16 protein-coding genes and 1 pseudogene are annotated in these 21,329 nt (G+C 63.6%); 3 read left to right on the top strand and 14 right to left on the bottom strand.

The genetic code is table 11. From position 1 onward, the window contains the following. Nucleotides 1-4: 4 nt before the first annotated feature. The 10 genes and pseudogenes from RFM68_RS33825 to RFM68_RS04885 all read right to left on the bottom strand — a co-directional run. Nucleotides 5-685, bottom strand: a pseudogene (locus RFM68_RS33825) (serine--tRNA ligase); the annotation flags it as partial. Nucleotides 686-780: 95 nt separating this feature from the next. Continuing rightward, a complete protein-coding gene (tatC, locus tag RFM68_RS04845; protein WP_320231565.1) occupies nt 781-1,656 on the bottom strand; it encodes a twin-arginine translocase subunit TatC in 876 nt (291 codons plus the stop codon). After that, entirely contained in the window at nt 1,653-2,348 is a 696-nt protein-coding gene (gene tatB, locus RFM68_RS04850; protein ID WP_320231566.1) for a Sec-independent protein translocase protein TatB, read from the bottom strand. Before tatB ends, tatC begins: the two co-directional genes overlap by 4 nt. Nucleotides 2,349-2,431: 83 nt before the next feature. Continuing rightward, nucleotides 2,432-2,653: a twin-arginine translocase TatA/TatE family subunit gene (locus tag RFM68_RS04855; RefSeq protein ID WP_192245966.1), complete on the bottom strand. Its 222-nt coding sequence runs from the start codon at nt 2,651-2,653 to the stop codon at nt 2,432-2,434. Nucleotides 2,654-2,833: 180 nt separating this feature from the next. Beyond that, a complete protein-coding gene (gene scpB, locus RFM68_RS04860) occupies nt 2,834-3,589 on the bottom strand; it encodes an SMC-Scp complex subunit ScpB (protein WP_320231567.1) in 756 nt (251 codons plus the stop codon). Beyond that, nucleotides 3,586-4,386, bottom strand: a complete 801-nt coding sequence (locus RFM68_RS04865) for a segregation and condensation protein A (protein ID WP_320231837.1) — start codon at nt 4,384-4,386, stop codon at nt 3,586-3,588. The genes scpB and RFM68_RS04865 overlap by 4 nt, the downstream gene beginning before the upstream one ends. Before the next feature lie 62 nt (nt 4,387-4,448). Continuing rightward, nucleotides 4,449-5,468 (bottom strand): beta-N-acetylhexosaminidase, encoded by a 1,020-nt coding sequence (gene nagZ, locus RFM68_RS04870; protein ID WP_320231568.1) that lies wholly within the window; start codon nt 5,466-5,468, stop codon nt 4,449-4,451. A 124-nt stretch (nt 5,469-5,592) separates the two neighbouring features. Beyond that, nucleotides 5,593-9,048, bottom strand: coding sequence for an SPOR domain-containing protein (locus tag RFM68_RS04875; RefSeq protein ID WP_320231569.1), 3,456 nt, complete (start codon nt 9,046-9,048; stop codon nt 5,593-5,595). A gap of 103 nt (nt 9,049-9,151) precedes the next feature. Continuing rightward, nucleotides 9,152-10,909, bottom strand: coding sequence for an arginine--tRNA ligase (gene argS / locus RFM68_RS04880; protein WP_320231570.1), 1,758 nt, complete (start codon nt 10,907-10,909; stop codon nt 9,152-9,154). Nucleotides 10,910-10,970: 61 nt separating this feature from the next. Continuing rightward, nucleotides 10,971-12,200 (bottom strand): deoxyguanosinetriphosphate triphosphohydrolase, encoded by a 1,230-nt coding sequence (locus tag RFM68_RS04885; RefSeq protein WP_320231571.1) that lies wholly within the window; start codon nt 12,198-12,200, stop codon nt 10,971-10,973. 70 nt (nt 12,201-12,270) lie between these two features. Between RFM68_RS04885 and erpA the strand changes: the two genes are divergently transcribed. From erpA to RFM68_RS04900, 3 genes are all read left to right on the top strand, one after another. Continuing rightward, nucleotides 12,271-12,618: an iron-sulfur cluster insertion protein ErpA gene (gene erpA, locus RFM68_RS04890; protein ID WP_320231572.1), complete on the top strand. Its 348-nt coding sequence runs from the start codon at nt 12,271-12,273 to the stop codon at nt 12,616-12,618. 163 nt (nt 12,619-12,781) lie between these two features. Beyond that, nucleotides 12,782-13,576: an exodeoxyribonuclease III gene (gene xth, locus RFM68_RS04895; protein ID WP_320231573.1), complete on the top strand. Its 795-nt coding sequence runs from the start codon at nt 12,782-12,784 to the stop codon at nt 13,574-13,576. 72 nt (nt 13,577-13,648) lie between these two features. Continuing rightward, on the top strand, nt 13,649-13,942 hold the full coding sequence (locus tag RFM68_RS04900) for a hypothetical protein (protein ID WP_320231574.1): 294 nt from the start codon (nt 13,649-13,651) through the stop codon (nt 13,940-13,942). A 73-nt stretch (nt 13,943-14,015) separates the two neighbouring features. On the opposite strand, the gene RFM68_RS04905 is transcribed toward RFM68_RS04900, so the two are convergent. The 4 genes from RFM68_RS04905 to RFM68_RS04920 all read right to left on the bottom strand — a co-directional run bounded on the left by RFM68_RS04905 (nt 14,016) and on the right by RFM68_RS04920 (nt 21,217). Next, nucleotides 14,016-14,843: a tetratricopeptide repeat protein gene (locus RFM68_RS04905; RefSeq protein ID WP_320231575.1), complete on the bottom strand. Its 828-nt coding sequence runs from the start codon at nt 14,841-14,843 to the stop codon at nt 14,016-14,018. Continuing rightward, nucleotides 14,830-16,554, bottom strand: coding sequence for a dihydroxy-acid dehydratase (gene ilvD / locus RFM68_RS04910; RefSeq protein ID WP_320231576.1), 1,725 nt, complete (start codon nt 16,552-16,554; stop codon nt 14,830-14,832). Before ilvD ends, RFM68_RS04905 begins: the two co-directional genes overlap by 14 nt. 289 nt (nt 16,555-16,843) lie before the next feature. Continuing rightward, complete coding sequence (locus tag RFM68_RS04915) at nt 16,844-18,073, bottom strand: OmpP1/FadL family transporter (RefSeq protein ID WP_320231577.1); 1,230 nt, start codon at nt 18,071-18,073, stop codon at nt 16,844-16,846. Between the two features lie 360 nt (nt 18,074-18,433). Beyond that, the gene (locus RFM68_RS04920) at nt 18,434-21,217 is read right to left on the bottom strand and encodes a valine--tRNA ligase (RefSeq protein WP_320231578.1); all 2,784 of its coding nucleotides are present in this window, start codon (nt 21,215-21,217) and stop codon (nt 18,434-18,436) included. Between the last annotated feature and the right edge of the window lie 112 nt (nt 21,218-21,329).

The following is a 21,329-nucleotide window of genomic DNA, read 5'->3' on the forward strand; positions in this document are numbered from 1 at the left end:
TGCCTGTTGAGAAAAGGTCCTCCTCAAATTTCGGCAACTGACCGGTGCCGAACATCACGTCGTCCTTAACCATCAGCGGCGGCTGGATCTCTTCATAACCATGCTCGGTGGTGTGCAGGTCGAGCATGAACTGGCCGAGCGCGCGCTCCATGCGCGCCAGCTGGCTCTTCAGCACGGTGAACCGCGAACCGGACAGTTTGGCCGCACGCTCGAAATCCATCATGCCGAGCGCTTCGCCGATCTCGAAATGCTCCTTCACCCAGTTAGGGCGCGTCGGCACCTCGCCGACGATGCGTTTGACGACATTGTCATGCTCGTCCTTGCCGACCGGCACGTCGTCCAGCGGTACGTTGGGCAGCACCGCAAGCGCGTCGTGCAGCGCCTTGTCGAGCTCGCGCTCGCGCGCCTCGCCGTTCTGGATGAACGCCTTGATCTCGCTGACTTCGCTCTTGAGCTTCTCGGCAAGTGCGGCATCGCCCGAACGCATGGCATTGCCGATCTCCTTGGAGGCGGCATTACGGCGCTCCTGCTTGACCTGCAGCTCCGTCAGATGCTCGCGCCGCGCCTCGTCCCTGGCGATCAGATCGTCGACCGTGGACTGCGCGTCGCCCGCCGACCACGAGCGCTTCACCAGCGCCTCGACAAGGGCATTCGGGTTGTCGCGAATCCATTTGATATCAAGCATGGTCGGTCCTCAAAGTAAGGATCGAGGGCGTAAACCGCATCCCTGACCGATGCAAGACGGGCCGGTTCCGCCGTCCGTGTTTTTCCGGCCTTTTGCTAGCTCGGCGCCTGCGTCGACGAGGTGTCGGCCGCCTTTTCAGCCACCGACGCCCCGGCATCCTGCTGCTCGCGCGCCAGACGATCACGCGCCTGGCTACGCTCGATCATACGCGAGGACCAGATGGCGACCTCGTAGAGAATGATGGTCGGGATGGCGAGGCCGCACTGGCTCATCGGATCGGGCGGCGTCAGCACCGCTGCAACCGCGAAGGAAAGGACGATCGCCCATTTGCGCTTCTCGGCCAACGCCTGCGACGACAGTATGCCGACGCGCGTCAAAAGGCTGGTCACCACCGGCAGCTGAAACACCAGGCCGAAGGAGAAGATCAGCGTCATGATCAGGCTGAGATATTCCGACACCTTCGGCAGCAGGGAGATCTGCACCTGGTCGTCGGTTCCGGCCTGCTGCATGGCGAGGAAGAACCACATCACCATCGGGGTGAAGAAGAAATAGACAAGCGAGGCGCCCATCACGAACAGGATGGGCGATGCGATCAGGAACGGCAGGAAGGCGCTGCGCTCGTTCTTGTAGAGGCCCGGCGCGATGAATTTGTAGATCTGCGTGGCGATCAGAGGGAAGGCGATCACCATGCCGCCGAACATGGCAAGCTTCACCTGGGTGAAGAAGAATTCCTGCGGCGCGGTATAGATCAGCTCGACTTTGTGCGGGTCGAGCCCGGCCCATTGCGTCGCCCATTTGAAGGGGACGACCAGAAGGTTGAAAAGCCGCTTGGCGAAGAAGAAGCAGACGAGGAAGGCGACGAAAAAGCCGCCCAGCGACCAGATCAGGCGACGGCGCAGCTCGATGAGATGTTCGATCAGCGGCGCGGACGATTTCTCGATTTCTTCCTTTTCCTTGTCCGAAACGCTCACTTGGTATCGCCCGCCATCTTCTTGGTGTCGGTTGCCTTCTTCGCGGCCGTCTTCTTCACCACGGCAGGCTTTGCCTCGGCCCTGGGCGCGGCCTTCCTGGTCGGCACGGCGGCTTTGGCCGGCGCATTATCTGCAGCCTTCGACGCGGCTGCCGTTTTCGTCGCCGCGCCAGCCGTCCTTGCCTTGGCGGTTGCCGCCTTTTTTTCCGGCACGGCGATTTCCGAAGCCGTTGCGGCGACGGACGCATCGGTCATGGCCGGGAAGATCGGCGCGGCCGTGGTGGTCTCGGCTCCGTTGGCTCCGGGCATGTCCGTCGCGCCATTCTTGAGCGGCTCGGTGGCCTGCGGCGTCTCTGCTGACGGCGCGGCCGGATCGGCAGCCGGCTTGGGCTTCATCATCGTATCGACGCCAGACCGAACATCGGCCGCGGCCTGCTCGAACGGATTGAGCTGCTTGCGGACCTCGTTCAACGGATTGAGGCCGCGAAGGCTATCGATCGAACTCTTGACGTCGTCGAGTTCGGCTTCCTTCAGCGCGTCATTGAACTGCTTCTGGAAGTCGCCGGCCATCGCGCGCAATTTCGCCGCGGTGCGGCCGAAGGTGCGCAGCATATTGGGCAAATCCTTCGGCCCGACGACCACGATCATGACGACCGCGATCACCAGCAGTTCGCTCCAACCGACTTCGAACATGGCAATCTATTCCAAACAGAGCATGCCGCCCAAAAGTGGGACGCGGTTTTGGGACAACGGCATGCTCAAAGCAACAACTGAGCTCAGCTCTTGCTGACCTTTTCCTTGCCCGGCGAAACGGTCTCGTCGGCACGATGTTCGACGGTGCGCTTGTCATCAGCGGTATCGTCGTCAGCCATGCCCTTCTTGAAGCTCTTGATGCCTTTTGCCATGTCGCCCATCAGCTCGGGGATCTTGCCGCGGCCGAACACCAGAAGCACGATGACCAGCACGATCATCCAGTGCCAAATCGAAAATGAACCCATTGCCAAATCTCTCTAGAACGTTTCCCTGGCGATGATCTATGCGTTTTCGCTCGGGGATTCAAACACAACCGCAATGAAGTTGATAAAATGGCTGGCGGATGTCACGCACTTTCGGCGTGAGCGCCTTGCTACGAATCCGCGCAGGCCTTGCTAATAAACCATCCTGCGCAGGCTTCGCCGTCACTCTTCCGTGACGCGCGGCGTCAGCAGCCCGAGCTCTTCGAGGTCGATATCGGTCAACGCGTCCTCATCCTCGGTCAGCGCGTCGGGATCGGCCGGCGGCACCGGCATCGAGAAATTGGCCGGCATGCGCGTCGAGAGCAATCCCGCGCCCTTCAGCTCTTCCATGCCGGGCAGATCGCGGATCTCCTCCAGGGCGAAATGGTCGAGGAAGGCGTCGGTGGTGCCATAGGTCACCGGCCGCCCGGGCGTACGGCGGCGGCCGCGCATCCGCACCCATTCCGTTTCCAGGAGCGTGTCCAGCGTGCCCTTGGACGTCTCCACGCCTCTGATGTCTTCGATTTCGGCGCGCGTGACCGGCTGGTGATAGGCAATAATCGCCAGCACTTCGAGCGCCGCGCGCGAGAGCTTTCTTTGCTGGACGGAGTCCCGGCTCATCAGGAAAGCCAGATCGCCGGCGGTGCGGAAGGCCCACGCATCGCCGACCCGCACCAGGTTGACGCCGCGCTTGGCATAGATCTCCTGCAGATCCGCCATTGCGGCGGCGATGTTCACACCCTCGGGCAGGCGCGCGGCAAGCTGCTTTTCGTTGACCGGCTCGGCGCTGGCGAAAATGATCGCCTCGGCCATGCGCACGGCCTCCGACAGTTGCAGCCGCTCGGCGGGGTTCTGGGCGGAGCCCTGCTCGGCCATCTCGTCTTCCGGCTCGTCCTCGACCTTGAACGGGATGACCGAAGCGTTGGCGCGTTCGCTCATGATACCACCTCGACTGCCCTGACCTCTTGCGCGCGGCCGCGCAGGTAAAGCGGCGCGAACACCTGATCCTGCCGCACTTCCAGTTTGCCCTCGCGCACCATTTCGAGCGTTGCGGCGAACGAGCTCGCCATCGCCGTGCGCTTCTCTTCCGGCGCCGCCAGATATTCGATCAGGAAGCTGTCGAGCGCCGTCCAGTCGCTGATCGAGCCGATCAGCCTTGCCAGCACCTCACGCGCGTCCTTCAGCGACCACACGGCGCGCCGGGCGATCGTCACATTGTTGATCGCCTGCTTCTGGCGCTGCTGCGCGTAGGCGGTGAGCAGATCGTAGAGCGAAGCCGAAAAGCTGTTTCGCTTCTCGATGATGACCATTTCCGGCATGCCGCGCGCAAAGACATCGCGGCCGAGACGGTTGCGGTTGACCAGCCGTGCCGAAGCGTCGCGCATGGCTTCCAGCCGCTTCAGCCGGAATTGCAGCACCGCTGCCAGTTCCTCGCCGCTTTCGCCCTCTTCGCCCGGCTGTTTCGGGATCAAGAGCTTCGACTTCAGGAAGGCGAGCCACGCCGCCATCACCAGATAGTCGGCGGCAAGCTCCAGCCTGAGCGCCCGCACCTTTTCGATGAAGGCCAGATACTGCTCGGCTAAAGCCAGGATCGAAATGCGCGCCAGATCGACCTTCTGGTTGCGGGCAAGATGCAGCAAAAGATCGAGCGGGCCTTCGAAGCCGGCCACATCGACGACCAGCGACGGGTCGCCGGTCAGGCGCGAATCGTCGTTCTCGGCCCACAGGCGGTCCATCGGTGCGGCCTTCGAGGCCTTGCTTTCCAATGTCTCCGCCACTTGCCTTTCGTCCTTTCGGTTCAGGCCACTGCTTCGAAATAGGTGGCAAATTCTGCGCGTATCGCGGGTTCGTCGGCGACGTCGCGGTTCTTTATATAGGTCAGCGCCCGCGCCGCGCGCTGCAAGGACTTGCCTGACAGCGCCGTCGTGCGCGACGCGATCCCCGACATCTCCTCGAAGACGCCGTTGCAGTGAAGGACGAGATCGCAGCCGGCCGCAAGGATTGCGGCCGCCTTTGTCGGGAAATCCCCAGAAAGTGCCTTCATCGAGGTGTCGTCGCTCATCAACAGCCCGTCGAAGCCGATCTCGCCGCGGATCACCTCGTTGACGACCTTGGCGGACGTCGTCGCCGGGTTGTCGGGATCGACGGCGCTGTAGACGACATGCGCGGTCATCGCCATCGGCAGCTGGTTGAGCGCCTTGAACGGGGCAAAATCATGCCGGCGCAGCTCATCGAGCGGCGTGCCGACGGTCGGCAGCGCGAAATGCGTGTCGGCGAAGGCGCGGCCATGGCCGGGAATATGCTTCATGACCGGCAGCACGCCGCCGGACATCAACCCCTCTGCCGAGGCCCGCCCAAGCTCGATCACGGGATTGGGCTCCTTGCCATAGGCGCGCGCGCCGATAACGTCGCTGGCGCCTTCGACCGGAACGTCGAGCACCGGCAGGCAGTCTGCGGTGATGCCCAGGCGAGAGAGATCGAAGGCATGCAGCCGCGCCAGCAGCCAGGCGGCGCGGCTGCCGGCCTCACGATCATCGCGCCACAACGCGCCAAGCGCGCCGCCGGCCGGATAGTTCGGCGCCAGCGGCGGACGCAGGCGCTGCACCCTGCCGCCTTCCTGGTCGATGAAGACCGGGGCGTCCGGGCGGCCGACGCAGTCGCGCATCGAGGCAACCAGGTCGCGGATCTGCCCGGCCTCGCCGATATTGCGCGCAAACAGGATGAAGCCCCATGGATGTTCGTCGCGATAGAAGCGGATTTCATCTTCGGTGAGGGATTTCCCGGCGCAGCCGAGGATCATGGATTTTGATTCGCTCATGCACGCAAGCTTAAGGCTTTGGCCGGGCAAAGGGAATCACCCCTGCCCTGTTACCAGCCAAAGCCCACAACGAAAAGCCGGCGCGGCCTTGCGGCGGCGCCGGCTTTTCGAAGCTGATATCGGATCAGCGCGACACGAAGCAGTTACCGCCGGCCGCCTTGTAGCTGGTGCAGAGCGCGATCGCGTCGTTGCGCGACTTCGCCGGAACGCGAACACGGTAGAACGTGCCCTTGCCCGCGACTTCCGCCTTGACGACGTTGGCCGTGCGGCCGGAAAGAACGCTGCCATATCGGCGTTGCAGGTCCTGATAGGTCGACTGCGCGCTTTCGACCGTCGGCTGCGAGGCGATTTGCATCGACCACGAGCCACCGCCGGCTGCCGCAGCCGGATCGATGGAGGCGACCTGGTCCGGCTTGACCTCGCCGACGATATCGACCGGCTGGTCGGACGGACGTGCCGGCGCCACCGGCACCACTGTCGGCGTGTTGGCCGACTGCGCCTTGGCTTCAATCTTCTTTGCGGGCTTCACAGGCTTGACTGCCGGTGCATCGGCCTGGTCCGCGCCGGAAGCCACGGTTCCCGTCTGCTGGCCATCGGAGGCTGGCGCGACATGCTGCGGCGCCGGATCGCTCGGTTCGGCCGCCGCGACCTTCGGCGCGGCCGGCGCCGGATCCTCGCGTGGCACCAGCGAGCCGTCAGGCTTCACCATCATGGTCTTCACCTTGCGCGGCGCGACGGCGACGACGTCGTTGCTGGCGGTGTTATCGGCATCCTGCTGCAGCACCTGGGCGATGCGGTCTTCCGACTTCGGCGCAGGGGCTGCCGGCTGCGCGCTTGCCGGCGCGGCAGGTTGCGCGCTTTCGGGCGCAGCCGCTTGCGCGACGCCGGGCAACGCGCCTGGATCCTCGGCGGTGCCGGCCGCGGCGTCGTTATCGTTGGGCGAAAGATCGACCACCCGGCTCTGCGGCGGTTCCTTCGATGCCAGGTCGACGGGCTGCTCGGTGGTGTTCACCAGCTTCTGTTGCGCCGGCTCGGCGGGCTTTGCCGCGCCGCCGCCCTTGGCCACCGCGTCATAAACCTTGTTGTCCTGGTTCGGCACCACCGTGCCGCCCGGATTCTCGGGCTTCACCTTGATCGGCGAATTGTCGGCCTTGACGATCACCGGAGCGTCGCTGCCGCCTTTGCCGCCGAAGGAGAAGGCCAGCGCGCCAAGGCCGCCGAGAACCACCACGGCGCCGACCAGCGCCCCGATCATCATACCGCGGCGGCGCGGCTGTGCTGCCTCACGCTCCCCAAGGCCGGGGATCGCCATCGCCTCTTCAAGCTCGGGATCGTAGTCGAGTTCGTCGCCTGCGAAATCGTCCGCCTGCGAAACCGGCCGGCTGCCGGGCAGGTCGTCGGCGTCGTAATCGTTCGCGACGGCAAACGAAGCCGGGGCGGCTGGAGCCGCCGGAGCCTCGGCACGCAGATCGCGACGGTCGTAGCCGTTAAAGCCGGCACTGTAGGATTCGTCATCATAGCCCCGGCTCTGCGCGGGCGCCGATGCGATCTCGGTCGCGTTCATGTCGGTGAGCAGGCTGGCGAATTCCGCATCGAGATCGTCGTAGGCGGTCGCCGCCGGCTGATCCTCCTCGAAGCTGAGCTCCGGGATGTCGAGATCGTCCGCGAGCGCGACCACGCGCTCCGGCACGTCGACCGTCTCGACATCCGGCACGTCGTCATGCTGACGGAGCTCCGGCATGGACGTCGGCGCGTACGCCGGCTTGGCATAAGCGGAATAATCCGGCGCCGGTTCGCTGCCGTAGGCAGGCGCCGCCATCTGCACTGACGCTGAAGGCGCGGCCGTCTGCACCGATGCCGACGGCACCGGCTGCGCCGCAAACGAAGCTTGCACCGGCGGAGCGGTGGTCGGGGTCGAACGGCTCCACGACTTGGCTGGTTCCGTGGGCGTGGAATGCAGCCAATCGGAAGAATTTGCCGGAGACCTCGCCGTGGCCGCGGCCTCCCGCTCGGCCTCGATGCTCTTGACGAAAGCGGCACCGAAATCGTCGTCGAAATCAACGCCGGGCTCGGCCTTGGCCGAGGTTGCAAAATCCTGGCGGTCGAGCTCGCTGGCGAGCAGGTCGTCCAGGCGGCTCTCCACCGGCTCAACGCCCTGACCGTTCTGCGCCGGCTGGTGCTCGTCGAGATCCCAATCGAGGTTATCGGCGGCCGCCTTGCCGCTCGCGTAGCTCGCAGGTTGCGCGACAACCAGCCGCGGCGCGGGAACAGGCTCCTTGACCACCGGCATCGGCCGCGCGGTCATGGCGCCGAGCAACGCATTGAGCTCGTCTTCCAGGCTGCGCTCGCTGGACGACTTTGCGGGTTCGACAGCGGCGACCGGCGGAACCGGGGCAGCGACGACGGGGGCTGGCTCGGCCACGGCCGGCTGCGTCACGGCGGCGGGCTCGACGGCCGGAGCTTGCGGCTCCTCGTTCAGCGCATCGCGGAAGCTCAGTTCGAAATCGTCATCGAGGGTCAGCGCCGCGGCAGGTTCGGGCGCGGCCGGCTCGGGGTCCGCGGGCTCGGGCTCAGCGGCAAAACGCGCCGTCTCGGTCGGCGAGCCGACCATAGGTTCCGGCTCATCGTCAAGCGACAGCTCCGGCTCCTGAAAATCCTGTTCCTGTCCGGGGTCCATGTCCTGGCCGGGATTTATGTCCTGCCTGGGATCTATGTCGGCATCGGTCATCGCATGGTCGAAATGACCGGCAAAATCATCCTCGGAAATCAGCGGGGCGGCCGCGTAAGCCTCGACCGGCTCGACGGCCTGCGCATGTTGCTCCGGCTCGTGGCTCTCGAACGACAGCTCGTCCTCGAGCGACATCTGGACCGCATTGTCGAAATCGGCATCGAACGCCCCTTCGCCCGCGGCTTGCACGGCTTCGACGGCATCCTGACGGATGTCGGCAGGCTCATGATATTCGAGGTTGGCGGGCTCCTCATGGTCGCGCTGGAAATCCTGATCCAGCGAAGCCGCCATCTCCTGGTCGATCGGAAGGTCGCCTTCGAGCGGCGAGACATCGAGCGAACTGGCCACCGCCTTGTCGAAATCGTCGTCAAAAGTGACTTCCGGCTCGGGGGCGACTTCCGGCTCCGGTGCGAAATACGGCTCTGGAGCGGCTTGCGGCGCCGCAGCGAAATGCGGCTCCGGCGCGCGAGCCACGGCGAAGTCGGCGTGGTCCGCCGCATCGTCAAAGACGAAATCCTGCTCGAACGACGCGGTCAGCTCGTCGTCATTCGCCGCGACGCCGGCAGCCTCGAAGGCCGGTTCCTGCTTGATCTGATGCACGACAGCCTGCTGCGCGACCGGCTCGCTTTCCTCGACGGAATCGAACTCGCCCATCAACTCCTTCTCGAGGTCGATGTCGAAATCGTTCTCCTCCGGAGCCTGGTCGGCCGGCACGGCTTTCTCGGCCGCGGGGGCCGGCTGCCTGACCGGCTGGCGCGGATCGAAACCCATGATCCGGGTCAGTTCCGCGAACGGATCGTCGTCGGCGATATTGTTGTGGTCGGCTACTTTCAGCGGGGTTCTGTCTGCCATTATTGTTCCCGAACTCGCACACAGTCGGACGCCATGGACGTCGCGCAGGGTTGGCCCTTACCAGCGCAATGTGGGCAAAAGGTGACAGGTTTTTTAGTTAAACCTAACGCATTTCGGTGGGCGCGTCTGCCCCGATCAGCGTCAGGCCGGAGGTCAAAACATCCGAAACAGCCTGCACCAGCCCTAGTCTGGCATAAGTTGATTCTCGGTCGTTAACCTTAACAAAACGTAAGTCCGGGTTGTCGTGGCCGCGATTCCACTGTGCATGGAAGCCGGAAGCCAGGTCGTAGAGGTAGAATGCGAGCCGATGCGGCTCCAGCGAAAGCGCCGCGGATTCGATCAGCCGGGGATATTCAGCCAGCTTCCGGATCAGCGCGACTTCGCCCTCGTCGGTCAGCGCCGCCACGGAGGCCGTGAGCCGGTTGCGATCGAAATTCGCCTCGCCAAGCTGCTCGCTCGCCTGCCTGAAGACGGAGTGGCAGCGCGCCGAGGCGTACTGCACATAGAATACCGGATTGTCCTTCGACTGCTCCGTGACCTTGGCGAAGTCGAAATCTAGCGGCGCGTCGTTCTTGCGGTAAAGCATCATGAAGCGGATCGGATCGCGCCCGACCTCCTCCACCACCTCGCGTAATGTGACGAAATCGCCGGACCGCTTCGACATCCGGACCGGCTCGCCTTCGCGGAACAGCTTTACGAGCTGGCAAAGCAGAACCGTCAGCTTGACCGCATCGCCGGCAACCGCCCGCGCCAGCGCTTCGAGCCGCTTCACATAACCGCCATGGTCGGCGCCGAGCACGTAGATCAGGTCGACAAAGCCGCGCTCGACCTTGTCCTTGAGATAGGCTACGTCGGCGGCGAAATATGTGAACGAGCCGTCCGATTTGATCAGCGCCCGGTCCATGTCGTCGCCGACCGCCGTCGAGCGGAACAGCGTCTGCTCGCGATCTTCCCAATCGTCCGGCTTCTCGCCTTTCGGCGGCGGCAGCTTGCCCTTGTAGATATGGCCCTTCAGCGTCAGGTCGGCGATCGCGGCGCGGATCTTCTTGGCGTTGTCGGCATGCAGCGTGCGCTCGGAGAAGAAGACGTCGTGATGCACGTTGAGCAGCGCCAGATCCTCGCGGATCATCGCCATCATCGCATCGATCGTGCGATCCTTCACGATCGCCAGGGCTTCCCCTTCCGGCATCTCCAGCAGGCCGAGGCCGAATTCCTCGGCCAGCGCCTGGCCGACGGGAACCAGATAGTCGCCCGGATAGAGCCCGGGCGGGATCTCGCCGATGTCTTCACCGAGCGCTTCGCGATAGCGCAGCAGCGCCGAGCGGCCGAGCACGTCGATCTGCGAGCCGGCGTCGTTGATGACGTATTCCTTGGTCACGTCGTAGCCGGCGTAGGACATCAGATTGGCAAGCGTGTCGCCGACCACGGCGCCGCGGCAATGGCCGACATGCATGGGGCCGGTCGGATTAGCCGAGACATATTCGACATTGGCCTTGCGGCCGCCGCCGATATTCGAGCGGCCATAGTCGCGCCCTTCGCCCAGAAGTGCCGCCAGATGCCTATGCCAGAACGCGTCCTTGAGCCTGAGGTTGACGAAGCCCGGCCCGGCGACCTCGGTCGAGGCAACGTCGGCATCGATGCGGATCGCCTCGGCCAGTTTCTCGGCAAGCGCGCGAGGGTTCTGTCCAGTGGGCTTGGCCAGCACCATCGCCGCGTTGGTGGCGAGATCGCCATGGCTTGCATCGCGCGGCGGCTCTACCGTGATGCGCGACAGGTCAAGCGCGGCCCCATCCTTGTCTTTCAGGTCAAGGGCTTGGACGGCTTTTATGATCCGCGCGTTGAAATCGGCGAAGATATTCATTGGAGGTGCTCTGGGCTTTAAGAGGCCACCGGCTGCCTGGCCGGCAAAATCGAGGCTCGCCCTAGCTCAAATCGGGCGTATGGTCAAACAGACGCCGATGTTCCTTCAGCGCATAGGTGTCGGTCATGCCGGCCAGGAAATCGGCCACGCTGCGTGCCTTGATGCGATCCTCGGCCCTGTCGAGCCCCTCGCGCCAGCCGTCGGGCATGGCGCGCGGATCTGCGAAATAGACATCGAACAGCTCGCGCACGATGCGCTCGGCGTCGGCCCGCACCCGCATCACTTCCGGGTGACGGTAGAGATGCTTATAGAGAAAAGCCTTCAATTCCTTTTCGGCCGCGGCCATGCCCACCGAAAAGGTGACCATGGTTTCATCCGCTGTCCGCACCGCATCGGCGCTGTCCGGTTTCAGGCGCTCGATATTGGCCGCGGTCGATGCGATGACATCCTCGACCATCAAGGTGATCTGCCGGCGCATCAGCTCGTGGCCGGTGCGGACATCGTCAAGTTGAGGGTATCTGGCACGCACGCCGTTCAGGATCGAGCCCGGCAGGCCAACCTCGGTCAGCATGTCCAGCGTCAGCAAGCCGGCGCGCAGGCCATCGTCGATGTCATGGGTGTTGTAGGCGATGTCGTCGGCGATCGCGGCGCATTGCGCCTCGATCCCGGCGAAGCGGTCGAGTTCGAGATCATGCAGCTCCGAATAATCGCGGATCGCTTGCGGCACCGGGCCTTTGAGCCCCTTCCCGATCGCATCGGTCAGCGGGCCGTTGTGCTTGACCAGCCCCTCCAGCGTTTCCCAGGTGAGATTCAGCCCGTCGAATTCGGCATAGCGTCGCTCGAGCCGTGTAACCACGCGCAGCGACTGCGCGTTGTGATCGAAGCCGCCCCATGCAGCCATCTTCTCGTTGAGCGCATCCTCGCCCGTGTGGCCGAAGGGCGTGTGGCCGAAATCATGCACCAGCGCCACGGCCTCGGCGAGATCCTCGTCGCCGCGCAGGGCACGCGCCAAAGCGCGCGCGATCTGCGCCACCTCGATCGAATGCGTCAGCCGCGTGCGATAGTGATCGCCCTCATGCGCGACGAACACCTGGGTCTTGTGCTTCAGCCGGCGGAAGGCGGTGGAATGGATGATGCGGTCGCGGTCGCGCTGGAACGGTGTGCGGGTCGGGCTTTCGGGCTCGTCGAACAGGCGCCCGCGCGAGCGCGCCGGGTCGCTGGCATAGACAGCGCGCGGCCGATAGCCGAATCCGATGTCGCCGAGAGCATCCTTGCCCTGCCGCTCGTCCATTGATCCACCAGTTGACTTGGCCACGCCCGCTTCATACCTATCATATGAAACCGAAAGCAAGGTGACGCCGATGGGCGCGGATGCCAAGACTGCCATGAAGGTCGAAATGACCGATGCCGCCGCGAAGCGGATCGCCAGGATCGTTTCCGGCGAACCGGGCAAGACGGCGCTGCGCGTCTCCGTCGAAGGCGGCGGTTGCTCCGGATTTTCCTACAAGTTCGATCTGGTCGCAGGTGCGAACGACGACGATGTCGCCATCGAGAGGGACGGTGCGACCGTCCTGATCGACGACCTGTCACTGGTCTATATGGGCGGCTCGGTGATCGACTTCGTCGACGACCTGATGGGCCAGTCCTTCCAGATCAGGAACCCGAACGCCGTCGCCTCCTGCGGCTGCGGTACCAGCTTCAGCATTTGATTTGCTGATACTTCGCAAGGCTTGCAACGGGTGCGAGCCGGTTAGCGCATGGTCGTCGATTGGCTATGGCAGGAATGCGGATGGATGGCCTTTCTAAAGGTCCGCGCAGGCAATACGATCGGCCTCGTCGAGCGCCTTGCGCCGGAACAAGATTGAGGTCCGCATGAAGATCGTCACCTGGAACATCAACGGCGTTCGCGCCCGCATCGGCAACCTCACCCACTGGCTGACCGAAAGCGCGCCGGACATCGTCTGCCTGCAGGAGATCAAGACGGTCGACGACCAGTTCCCGCGCGCCGAGATCGAGGCGCTGGGCTATAATGTCGAGACCAACGGCCAGAAGAGCTTCAACGGTGTCGCGATCCTGTCGAAGCTTCCCTTCGACGAGGTCACCCGTGGCCTGCCGGGCGACGATGTCGACGACCATGCCCGCTTCATCGAAGGTGTCTTTTCGACCGACCAGGGCGCCTTGCGCGTGGCTTCGCTCTATCTGCCGAACGGCAACCCGGTCGACGATGAGCGGAAGTTTTCTTACAAGCTCGCCTGGATGGCGCGGCTGGAGCGTTGGGCGGAAGAACGGCTGCGGCTCGAAGAAGCGCTGGTGCTGGCAGGCGACTACAACGTAATTCCCGAACCCGCCGATGCCCGGTTTCCCGAGAACTGGCTGGGCGACGCGCTGTTCCAGCCGCAGACAAGGCAGGCCTTTCGCCGGCTGAAGAATCTCGGCTTCACCGAAGCGGTGCGCAGCGTGACCGACTCGGCCGGCGTCTATACTTTCTGGGATTATCAGGCCGGTGCCTGGCAGAAGAACAACGGTATCCGCATCGACCACCTCTTGCTCTCACCGGAAGCCGCCAACCGTTTCTCGTCGGCCTCGGTTGAAAAGCACGTCCGCGCCTGGGAAAAACCTTCCGACCACGTGCCGGTCGCGATCGATCTCAGCCTGCGGCCCGCCTGAGACTTTCACGCTTTCTGGACCCTGATATCGCCACAAATCCGGTCTTTGATACGGATTGCCTTGGGGGGTTGAATGGCGATCCGATTTCTTGTCTGGCCGGTCGGCCTTGCTTTGGCGCTTGCCGCGCCGACGCCGTTGCAGGCGGCGCCAACCTGCCTTGCCAACGGCAAGTCTTTCAATGTCGGCGAGACGGCGTGCCTGACGGTCGCCGGCGGGAGCCACCTCGCCCGTTGCGACATGGTCCTCAACAACACGTCCTGGACCAGGATCAAGGATGAATGTCCGGGAGACGCGCCAAAACCGCACCCGACGTCGACGTCGACCCCGACGCCCGGCCCGGCGCCGACGGAGCCGACCGAGAACTGATCTTGCGCTACGATCGCCGGCGCAGGCTGGACGCTGGCATCTTCTTTGAATTTTCCTGCGAGAAAAGCAGCGCCTACTGGTCGCCGTTGTTGCCCTTGGTCAGGATGTCGTCGGCGAGCGAGATCGCGGTCCGGCGATCGGCCTCGCCGGCCGCGGCGAAGGCGTCTTCCTGCATGTTGCGGATCCAGGGCTGATCGGCCGCCGGAGCCCGCTCCAGCGCCGCCGTCATCATCGCCAGGCCGCGCACGACCTTGCCGCTCTGGAACAGAAGATTGCCGAGCGTCGCCTGCGCGCCGGCATGGCCCTTCTCGGCTGCCAGTTGCAGCCAGCGGCCGGCCTGCTTGACGCTGGCTTTCACGCCGCCCTCGCCCTTGAGGAACATGCGGCCGATCTCGAACTGGGCGTTCGGATTGCGGTAGTTGGCGGCGGCGCGCATATAATATTCCTGCGCCGCAACGTCGTTTTCCTCGACCGGGGTGCCGGGAATGCCTTTGCGCAGATAATCGCCGAGCGCCACCAGCGCGTCCGACACATAGCTTTCTTCCGGCGAGCCGGGCTCGACATCCTGGTCGACGATCTCCGAGAAGAACTTGAAGGCGGCATAGTCGTCGCGCGTCACGCCGTCGCCCTCGGCATACATGCGCGCAAGCTTCCAGGTGGCGCCGATCTGGCCGTTCTCGGCGGCATATTTATAGGCCTCGACCGCCTGATCCTTATGGCCGCTCTTGTAGGCCGAAAAGCCAAACTGGAACACCGCCCACGGGCTCGACTGCGGCTTCACCCCGGTCTTGTCGTCGAACACCTTGTCATCGAAGGCCATGGCCTGCCCGACGGCGCCCAAGGTCGCAAGAGCGACCAGTGCCGAAAAGACAGACGACCTCAACACCTCAGATGTCCGCATAGCAGTGCGTTTCTCTGGCGGCACCCGGATGGGTCACCGCGCCGTCGCGGGCCGACCCTACGGTCTGCGCATATTTCCAGATCGCGCCGGACTGATAGTCGGTCTTGCGCGCCTTCCACTCCTTTGCCCGGGCCGCCAGTTCGGCATCCGACAGGGCCACCTCGATCGTGCCTTTCAAGGCGTCGATCGAGATCACGTCGCCATCCTTGATCAGCCCGATCGGCCCGCCGACCGCCGCCTCCGGCCCCACATGGCCGATGCAGAAGCCGCGGGTGGCGCCGGAAAAGCGCCCGTCGGTGATCAGCGCCACCTTGCCGCCCATGCCCTGGCCGTAGAGCGCCGCCGTCGTCGACAGCATCTCGCGCATGCCCGGGCCGCCGCGCGGCCCCTCATAGCGGATGACGAGAACCTCGCCTTCGCGGTAGTTGCGCTGCGTGACCGCTTCGAAGCACTCCTCTTCCGAATCGAAGCATCGCGCCGGGCCTGAGAATTTCAGTTCCGACATGCCCGCGACCTTCACGATCGCGCCTTCGGGGGCAAGGTTGCCCTTCAAGCCCACAACGCCGCCTGTCTTGGTGATTGGCCGACTGGCGGGACGCACAACATCCTGGCTCTCATTCCAGGAAACGTGCTCCATATTTTCGGCCAAAGTGCGGCCAGTGACCGTCATGCAGTCGCCATGCAGATAGCCATGGTCGAGCAGCGTCTTCATCAGCAGCGGAATGCCGCCGGCCTCGAACATGTCCTTGGCGACATATTTGCCGCCCGGCTTGAGGTCGGCGATGTAAGGCGTCTTCTCGAAGATCGCGGCCACGTCGAACAGGTCGAACTTGATGCCGGCCTCATGCGCGATCGCCGGCAGGTGAAGTGCGGCATTGGTCGAACCGCCGGTGGCCGACACGACGGTCGCGGCATTCTCCAGCGCCTTCAGCGTGACGATGTCGCGCGGCCGGATATTCCTGGCGATCAATTCCATGACCTTTTCGCCGGAGGCGAAATTGAAGCGGTCGCGCATTTCGTATGGCGCCGGCGCGCCGCACGAATAGGGCAGCGCCAGGCCGATCGCCTCGGCAACGGTCGCCATGGTGTTGGCGGTGAACTGGGCGCCGCAGGAGCCAGCCGAAGGACAGGCCGCCTGCTCGATCTCGAGCAGATCGGCGTCGCTGATCGTGCCGACCGAATGCTGGCCGACCGCCTCGAACACGTCCTGCACGGTGATCTGCCGGCCACGATAGCTGCCGGGCAGTATCGAGCCGCCATAGATGAAGATCGACGGCACGTTGAGACGCACCATCGCCATCATCATGCCGGGCAGCGACTTGTCGCAGCCGGCGAGCCCGACAAGAGCATCGTAACAGTGGCCGCGCATGGTGAGCTCGACCGAATCGGCGATCACCTCGCGCGACACCAGCGACGATTTCATGCCCTGGTGGCCCATGGCGATGCCGTCGGTGACGGTGATGGTGCAGAACTCGCGCGGCGTACCGCTGGCGGCCGCAACGCCCTTCTTCACCACTTGCGCCTGGCGCATCAGCGAGATGTTGCAAGGTGCGGCTTCATTCCAGCAACTGGCGACGCCGACCAAGGGCTGCGCGATCTCGGCCGCCGACAGGCCCATGGCATAGAGATACGAGCGATGCGGCGCGCGCGCCGGGCCAACGGTCACGTAGCGGCTGGGCAGCTTGGCCTTGGAGATTGCCTTGGCGTCCATACTCGTCCTTGCCGCACACCCCGCGGCCGGTCCCATCGCCGGGCCAAACTGGCACGCATCCCGAGACCTATCTCGGGTGCTCCGGGTTTATGGCGGGAAATGGGCGGTTCCCTCGGCAAGTCTTTTAGCGCGGGGGTTGTTCATAAACTGTTGCCAAAACGTCACAATCATATGGGGCACCGGTTGGGCGGCGAATTTGCAACGGCGAGTGGAGAGGGCAGGACAAGGCGCTGGCGGGACAACAAAAAGGCCGGCCAATGCCCGGCCTTTTACGTCAGTTTTCAGAAACTTAGAACTTGATCTTGATTCCACCCGAGATCGCCGTAACCAGATCGTTGCCGAAGTCGTAGCTGGCGTCTGCACCGATAATTTTGCCGTTCGGGCCAATCACTGTACCGGAATGACCGCTGGTCATCACGCCGATAGCACCCGCAAGACGAACCTCGATGTTAGGCTGGGGCGTATAAGCGACTCCGCCGCCGACAGTCCATGTATCGGTCTGCGCACCGTAACCATGCGAGGTGCCACGGTCCCAAGAGAGCTGACCCGCAGCGCTCCACTGATCGTTGAACTTGTGGCCGACACCACCCGAAACAGTCCAGCCGTCACGATACATCAGGTCAAGCGAGGTAACTTCCGCCGGCGAGTTGCTGAAGCAAAGCGAACTCGGAACGCCTTGCGGGCAGATCGGCACGCTTTGCAACGTGCTCCAGTTGACCCACTTGATCGAACCGAAGGCAAGCCAGCCGGGCGCAATGCCGGACTGCAATTTCAGTTCCACCACATCAGGCATGTACTGCGTCGAGCCGAAGATCGGGATCGTACCCAGGCCAACGTTCGTCAAGTCCAACGTGCCCTCGATGTTGTCGAGCTTAACCTTGGAATTATAGACGAGGCTGGCGCGCAGCGCGATGTCCGGGATTTCGTAGGCAATGCCGGCGCGCCAGCCCCAGCCATTGCTCGTCAGATCGACACGACCGGTGCCCCCGAAGTCAGGCACGAACGGTGACACCAAGTCTTCCTTGAAACCGTAAACCTTCTGGTAGAAAACACCGCCGATAAAGCGCAGCTGACCCTTGCCCGCATCCATCTTGTAGGAGCAGGTTGCCGCGTAGTTGTCGCTCTTGATGTCCGTTTCCATATTGGAAAACGCGCCGTTCCACACGCCGGGCGCGGTATGCGCGCCCCAAGGCTGCGAGTAGTCGAACATGCAGTCGACGCCCTGAACAACCTGAGCTTTGACGCCGATGCGCGGCACCCAATAATCCTCGGCTCCTTTGGCTGAGGTGCCAAAGCCGAGGTCCGCGCCGCCAGGACCACGAGCGTTCTTGTACTTGCGATCCGGCATCACGTAGGTGGCTTCCGCCTCCGTCGCGAACGGTGCCGGATCGAAAAGCAGGTCGACGTCGTAGCCACCGCGCTCCAGGCCGCCGGCATGCGCGGGGTGCATCGCGGCCCCGATCAAAGCGATCGAAAAGCAGCCTGCCCCCGCCAGAGCTTTGAGCCGCAAAATGTTCATGGAAATCCCTCCCCGAAATACAAGTGGCTCAAGCTAGAACCAATTCGGGTTAACGACGCAACAACGATTTCAAGACTGTACATGTACATCTTGACAGCGCGTATTTTTGCCATGGTATGCGGCGCCACAATTGATGCCTAAATCGCGCCCCTCGGCGCCAAACGGTCGGGAAAACCCGAAGAGACCACCCAAACAGGGCAGAAACAGCCGATTTTAGGGCTAAAAGTCCCAATTGTTACATTATGGCAACAATGGGGCGCAAACTTTCCGTTTACGTCAAAATTAACGCTGCGGCATCACTGTTTTCGAGGCAGCTGATGTACCGGAAAGCGCCGCTTCGGCGCGAGCGAATCTTGCCGCTCAGCCGGCGTCGCGGACCCGGGTCAATGCCACCGAAAGCTTCTCCTGCGACTCGCGATATTCGGCGAGTTTCTCGCGCTCGGCCTCGACCACTTCTTCCGGTGCGTTGGCGACGAACTTCTCGTTCGAAAGCTTCTTGTGCAAGCGGGCGATCTCTTCGGTGACCTTCGCCAGTTCCTTCTGCAGCCGCGCGGCCTCGGCCGCAAGGTCGATGAGACTGCCGAGCGGCAGGCTTACCGTCGCCTCATTGAGCACGATCTGGGCCGAGCCTTTCGGTGACGCATCGGCGAGCGCAATATCGCCGACGCGCGCCAGCCTTTTGATTGCCTGGGCGTGGCGCTCCAATCGCTCCTGCGTGAGGTTGTTGGCGCCGATCACCATCAGCGGCGCGATCGCCGCAGGCGGCACGTTCATTTCCGAACGCACCGAGCGGATGCCCGAGACAAGATCGACCAGCCAGTTGATGTCGGCGGCCGCCTCATCGTCCTCGAAGTCGGGCGACGGCCAGGCGGCATGGCAAAGCAGCGAGGAGCGCTCCTTGCCCTCGCCCGCGGTCTGCGCCCACAGCTCCTCGGTCATGAACGGCATCATCGGATGCAGAAGCTTGTAGATCTCGTCCAGCACGAAGGCGACGCAGGCCCGGCTCTCGACCTTGGCCGCCTCGTCCGTGCCCATGAACACCGGCTTCAAGAGTTCCAGGTACCAGTCGCAGAACAGGTTCCAGACGAAGCGGTAGGCAGCAGTCGCCGCCTCGTTGAAGCGGTAGCTGGTGATGCCCTCGGTGACCGCGCGCGCCGCCCGCGTCAGCTCGGTCAGGATCCAGCGGTTGACTGCGAGCCTGGCGTCGTTCAGCCAGAACTCGTCATTGCGCGCCACCTCGTTCATCTCGGCAAAGCGCGTCGCGTTCCACAGCTTGGTGCCGAAATTGCGGTAGCCCGCGATGCGCGCCGGATCGAGCTTCACGTCGCGGCCTTGCGCCGCCATCACGGTCAGCGTGAAGCGCAGCGCATCGGCGCCATATTCATCGATCAGGTCGAGCGGGTCGATGACGTTGCCTTTCGACTTCGACATCTTCTGCCCGTTCTTGTCGCGGACCAGCGCGTGCACATAGACGGTGTGGAACGGCTCCTCGTCCATGAAGTGCAAGCCCATCATCATCATGCGGGCGACCCAGAAGAAGATAATGTCGAAGCCGGTCAGCAGCACGTCGGTCTGGTAATAGGTCTTGAGCTCGGGCGTCTGGTCAGGCCAGCCGAGCGTCGAAAACGGCCACAGCGCGGACGAGAACCAGGTGTCGAGCACGTCCTCGTCGCGCGTCAGGATCTCGCCCGGCTGAAAATTCTCCAGCCTGTCCTCGACCCAGGCCTTCCACGGCCCTTCCAGCGCCAGGTAGTACTCGATCGCCGCGGCTAAAGCCTCTTCCTCGGTCTTTTCGACGAAGACACGCCCGTCCGGCCCGTACCAGGCCGGAATCTGGTGACCCCACCAGAGCTGGCGCGAAATGCACCAGGGCTGGATGTTCTCCATCCAGTCGAAATAGGTCTTTTCCCAGTTCTTCGGCACGAAGTTGGTACGGCCCTCGCGCACCGAGGCGATCGCCGGCTTGGCGAGCTCGGCCGCGTTGGCATACCACTGCTCGGTCAGGAACGGCTCGATCGGCACGCCACCGCGGTCGCCATGCGGCACGGCATGGCGATGCGGCTCGACCTTGTCGAGGAAACCGCCGGCTTCCATCAGCTCGACGATTTTCTTGCGCGCGGCGAAGCGGTCGAGCCCGTCGAGCTCGTCCCAGACCGCCTGGCGCTCCGGCGTGACCTCGAGACCGGCGAGGAAATCCTCATTGTCCTTCAGCTTGATCGCGGCCTCGACCGTCAGGATGTTGATCGCCGGCAGCTTGTGGCGCTTGCCGACCTCGAAGTCGTTGAAGTCGTGCGCCGGCGTGATCTTGACCGCGCCGGAGCCTTTTTCCGGATCGGAATACTCGTCGGCGACAATCGGCATTTTGCGGCCGACGATCGGCAGCACGACGTTCCTGCCGACCAGATCGGTAAAGCGCTCGTCGTCCGGATGCACGGCCACGGCCGTATCGCCCAGCATCGTCTCGGGACGCGTCGTCGCGACCGTGATGAAGCTCTTCGGATTCTGCGGATCGAACGCCTCGCCTTCGATCGGATAGCGGAAGTGCCAGAGATTACCGTTGACCTCCTGCTGCTCGACCTCGAGGTCGGAAATGGCGGTGAGCAGCTTCGGGTCCCAGTTCACAAGGCGCTTGTCCTTGTAGATGAGGCCTTCCTTGTAGAGCGTGACGAAGACTTCCAGCACGGCCTTTGACAGGCCCTCGTCCATGGTGAAGCGTTCGCGCGACCAGTCTGCCGATGCGCCGAGCCGCTTCAGCTGGTTGAAGATCGCGCCGCCGGATTCGGCCTTCCACTCCCAGACTTTCTCGATGAACTGCTCACGCGTGAGATCGCGGCGGTGGATCTGCTTTTCCATGAGCTGGCGCTCGACCACCATCTGCGTGGCGATGCCGGCGTGATCCATGCCGGGCTGCCAAAGCACGTTCTTGCCGCGCATGCGCTCGAAGCGCACGAGAATGTCCTGCAGCGTGTTGTTGAGCGCATGCCCCATATGCAGCGAGCCGGTGACGTTCGGCGGCGGGATGACGATGGTGAAGGCTTCCGCCCCCTCCTCCGCGCCGGCGCCGGCCCGGAAGGCGTCGGCCTCTTCCCAGATTTTGGCGATCTTCGGCTCGACGGTTTTGGCGTCGTAGGTCTTTTCAAGCATGGAGGAAGTCCGAACTGTCGGGAACAAGCGTCCGGTGTAAATCGGAAGGTCTTGGCCGAGTCAACCGCGACAGCAGCGATCCGTCCACAGATAGGCCTGCCGCCACCGGCGA

It is taken from the genome of Mesorhizobium montanum (assembly GCF_033977145.1).
GTDB classification, from domain to species: domain Bacteria; phylum Pseudomonadota; class Alphaproteobacteria; order Rhizobiales; family Rhizobiaceae; genus Mesorhizobium; species Mesorhizobium montanum.

Excerpts from the sequence above, each read along its gene's own strand:
- tatB (WP_320231566.1), bottom strand. The coding sequence starts at position 2,348 with ATGTTCGAAGTCGGTTGGAGCGAACTGCTGGTGATCGCGGTCGTCATG.
- RFM68_RS04855 (WP_192245966.1), bottom strand. The coding sequence starts at position 2,653 with ATGGGTTCATTTTCGATTTGGCACTGGATGATCGTGCTGGTCATCGTG.
- scpB (WP_320231567.1), bottom strand. The coding sequence starts at position 3,589 with ATGAGCGAACGCGCCAACGCTTCGGTCATCCCGTTCAAGGTCGAGGAC.
- RFM68_RS04865 (WP_320231837.1), bottom strand. The coding sequence starts at position 4,386 with ATGGACCGCCTGTGGGCCGAGAACGACGATTCGCGCCTGACCGGCGAC.
- nagZ (WP_320231568.1), bottom strand. The coding sequence starts at position 5,468 with ATGAGCGAATCAAAATCCATGATCCTCGGCTGCGCCGGGAAATCCCTC.
- RFM68_RS04875 (WP_320231569.1), bottom strand. The coding sequence starts at position 9,048 with ATGGCAGACAGAACCCCGCTGAAAGTAGCCGACCACAACAATATCGCC.
- argS (WP_320231570.1), bottom strand. The coding sequence starts at position 10,909 with ATGAATATCTTCGCCGATTTCAACGCGCGGATCATAAAAGCCGTCCAA.
- RFM68_RS04885 (WP_320231571.1), bottom strand. The coding sequence starts at position 12,200 with ATGGACGAGCGGCAGGGCAAGGATGCTCTCGGCGACATCGGATTCGGC.
- erpA (WP_320231572.1), top strand. The coding sequence starts at position 12,271 with ATGGGCGCGGATGCCAAGACTGCCATGAAGGTCGAAATGACCGATGCC.
- xth (WP_320231573.1), top strand. The coding sequence starts at position 12,782 with ATGAAGATCGTCACCTGGAACATCAACGGCGTTCGCGCCCGCATCGGC.
- RFM68_RS04900 (WP_320231574.1), top strand. The coding sequence starts at position 13,649 with ATGGCGATCCGATTTCTTGTCTGGCCGGTCGGCCTTGCTTTGGCGCTT.
- RFM68_RS04905 (WP_320231575.1), bottom strand. The coding sequence starts at position 14,843 with ATGCGGACATCTGAGGTGTTGAGGTCGTCTGTCTTTTCGGCACTGGTC.
- ilvD (WP_320231576.1), bottom strand. The coding sequence starts at position 16,554 with ATGGACGCCAAGGCAATCTCCAAGGCCAAGCTGCCCAGCCGCTACGTG.
- RFM68_RS04915 (WP_320231577.1), bottom strand. The coding sequence starts at position 18,073 with ATGAACATTTTGCGGCTCAAAGCTCTGGCGGGGGCAGGCTGCTTTTCG.
- RFM68_RS04920 (WP_320231578.1), bottom strand. The coding sequence starts at position 21,217 with ATGCTTGAAAAGACCTACGACGCCAAAACCGTCGAGCCGAAGATCGCC.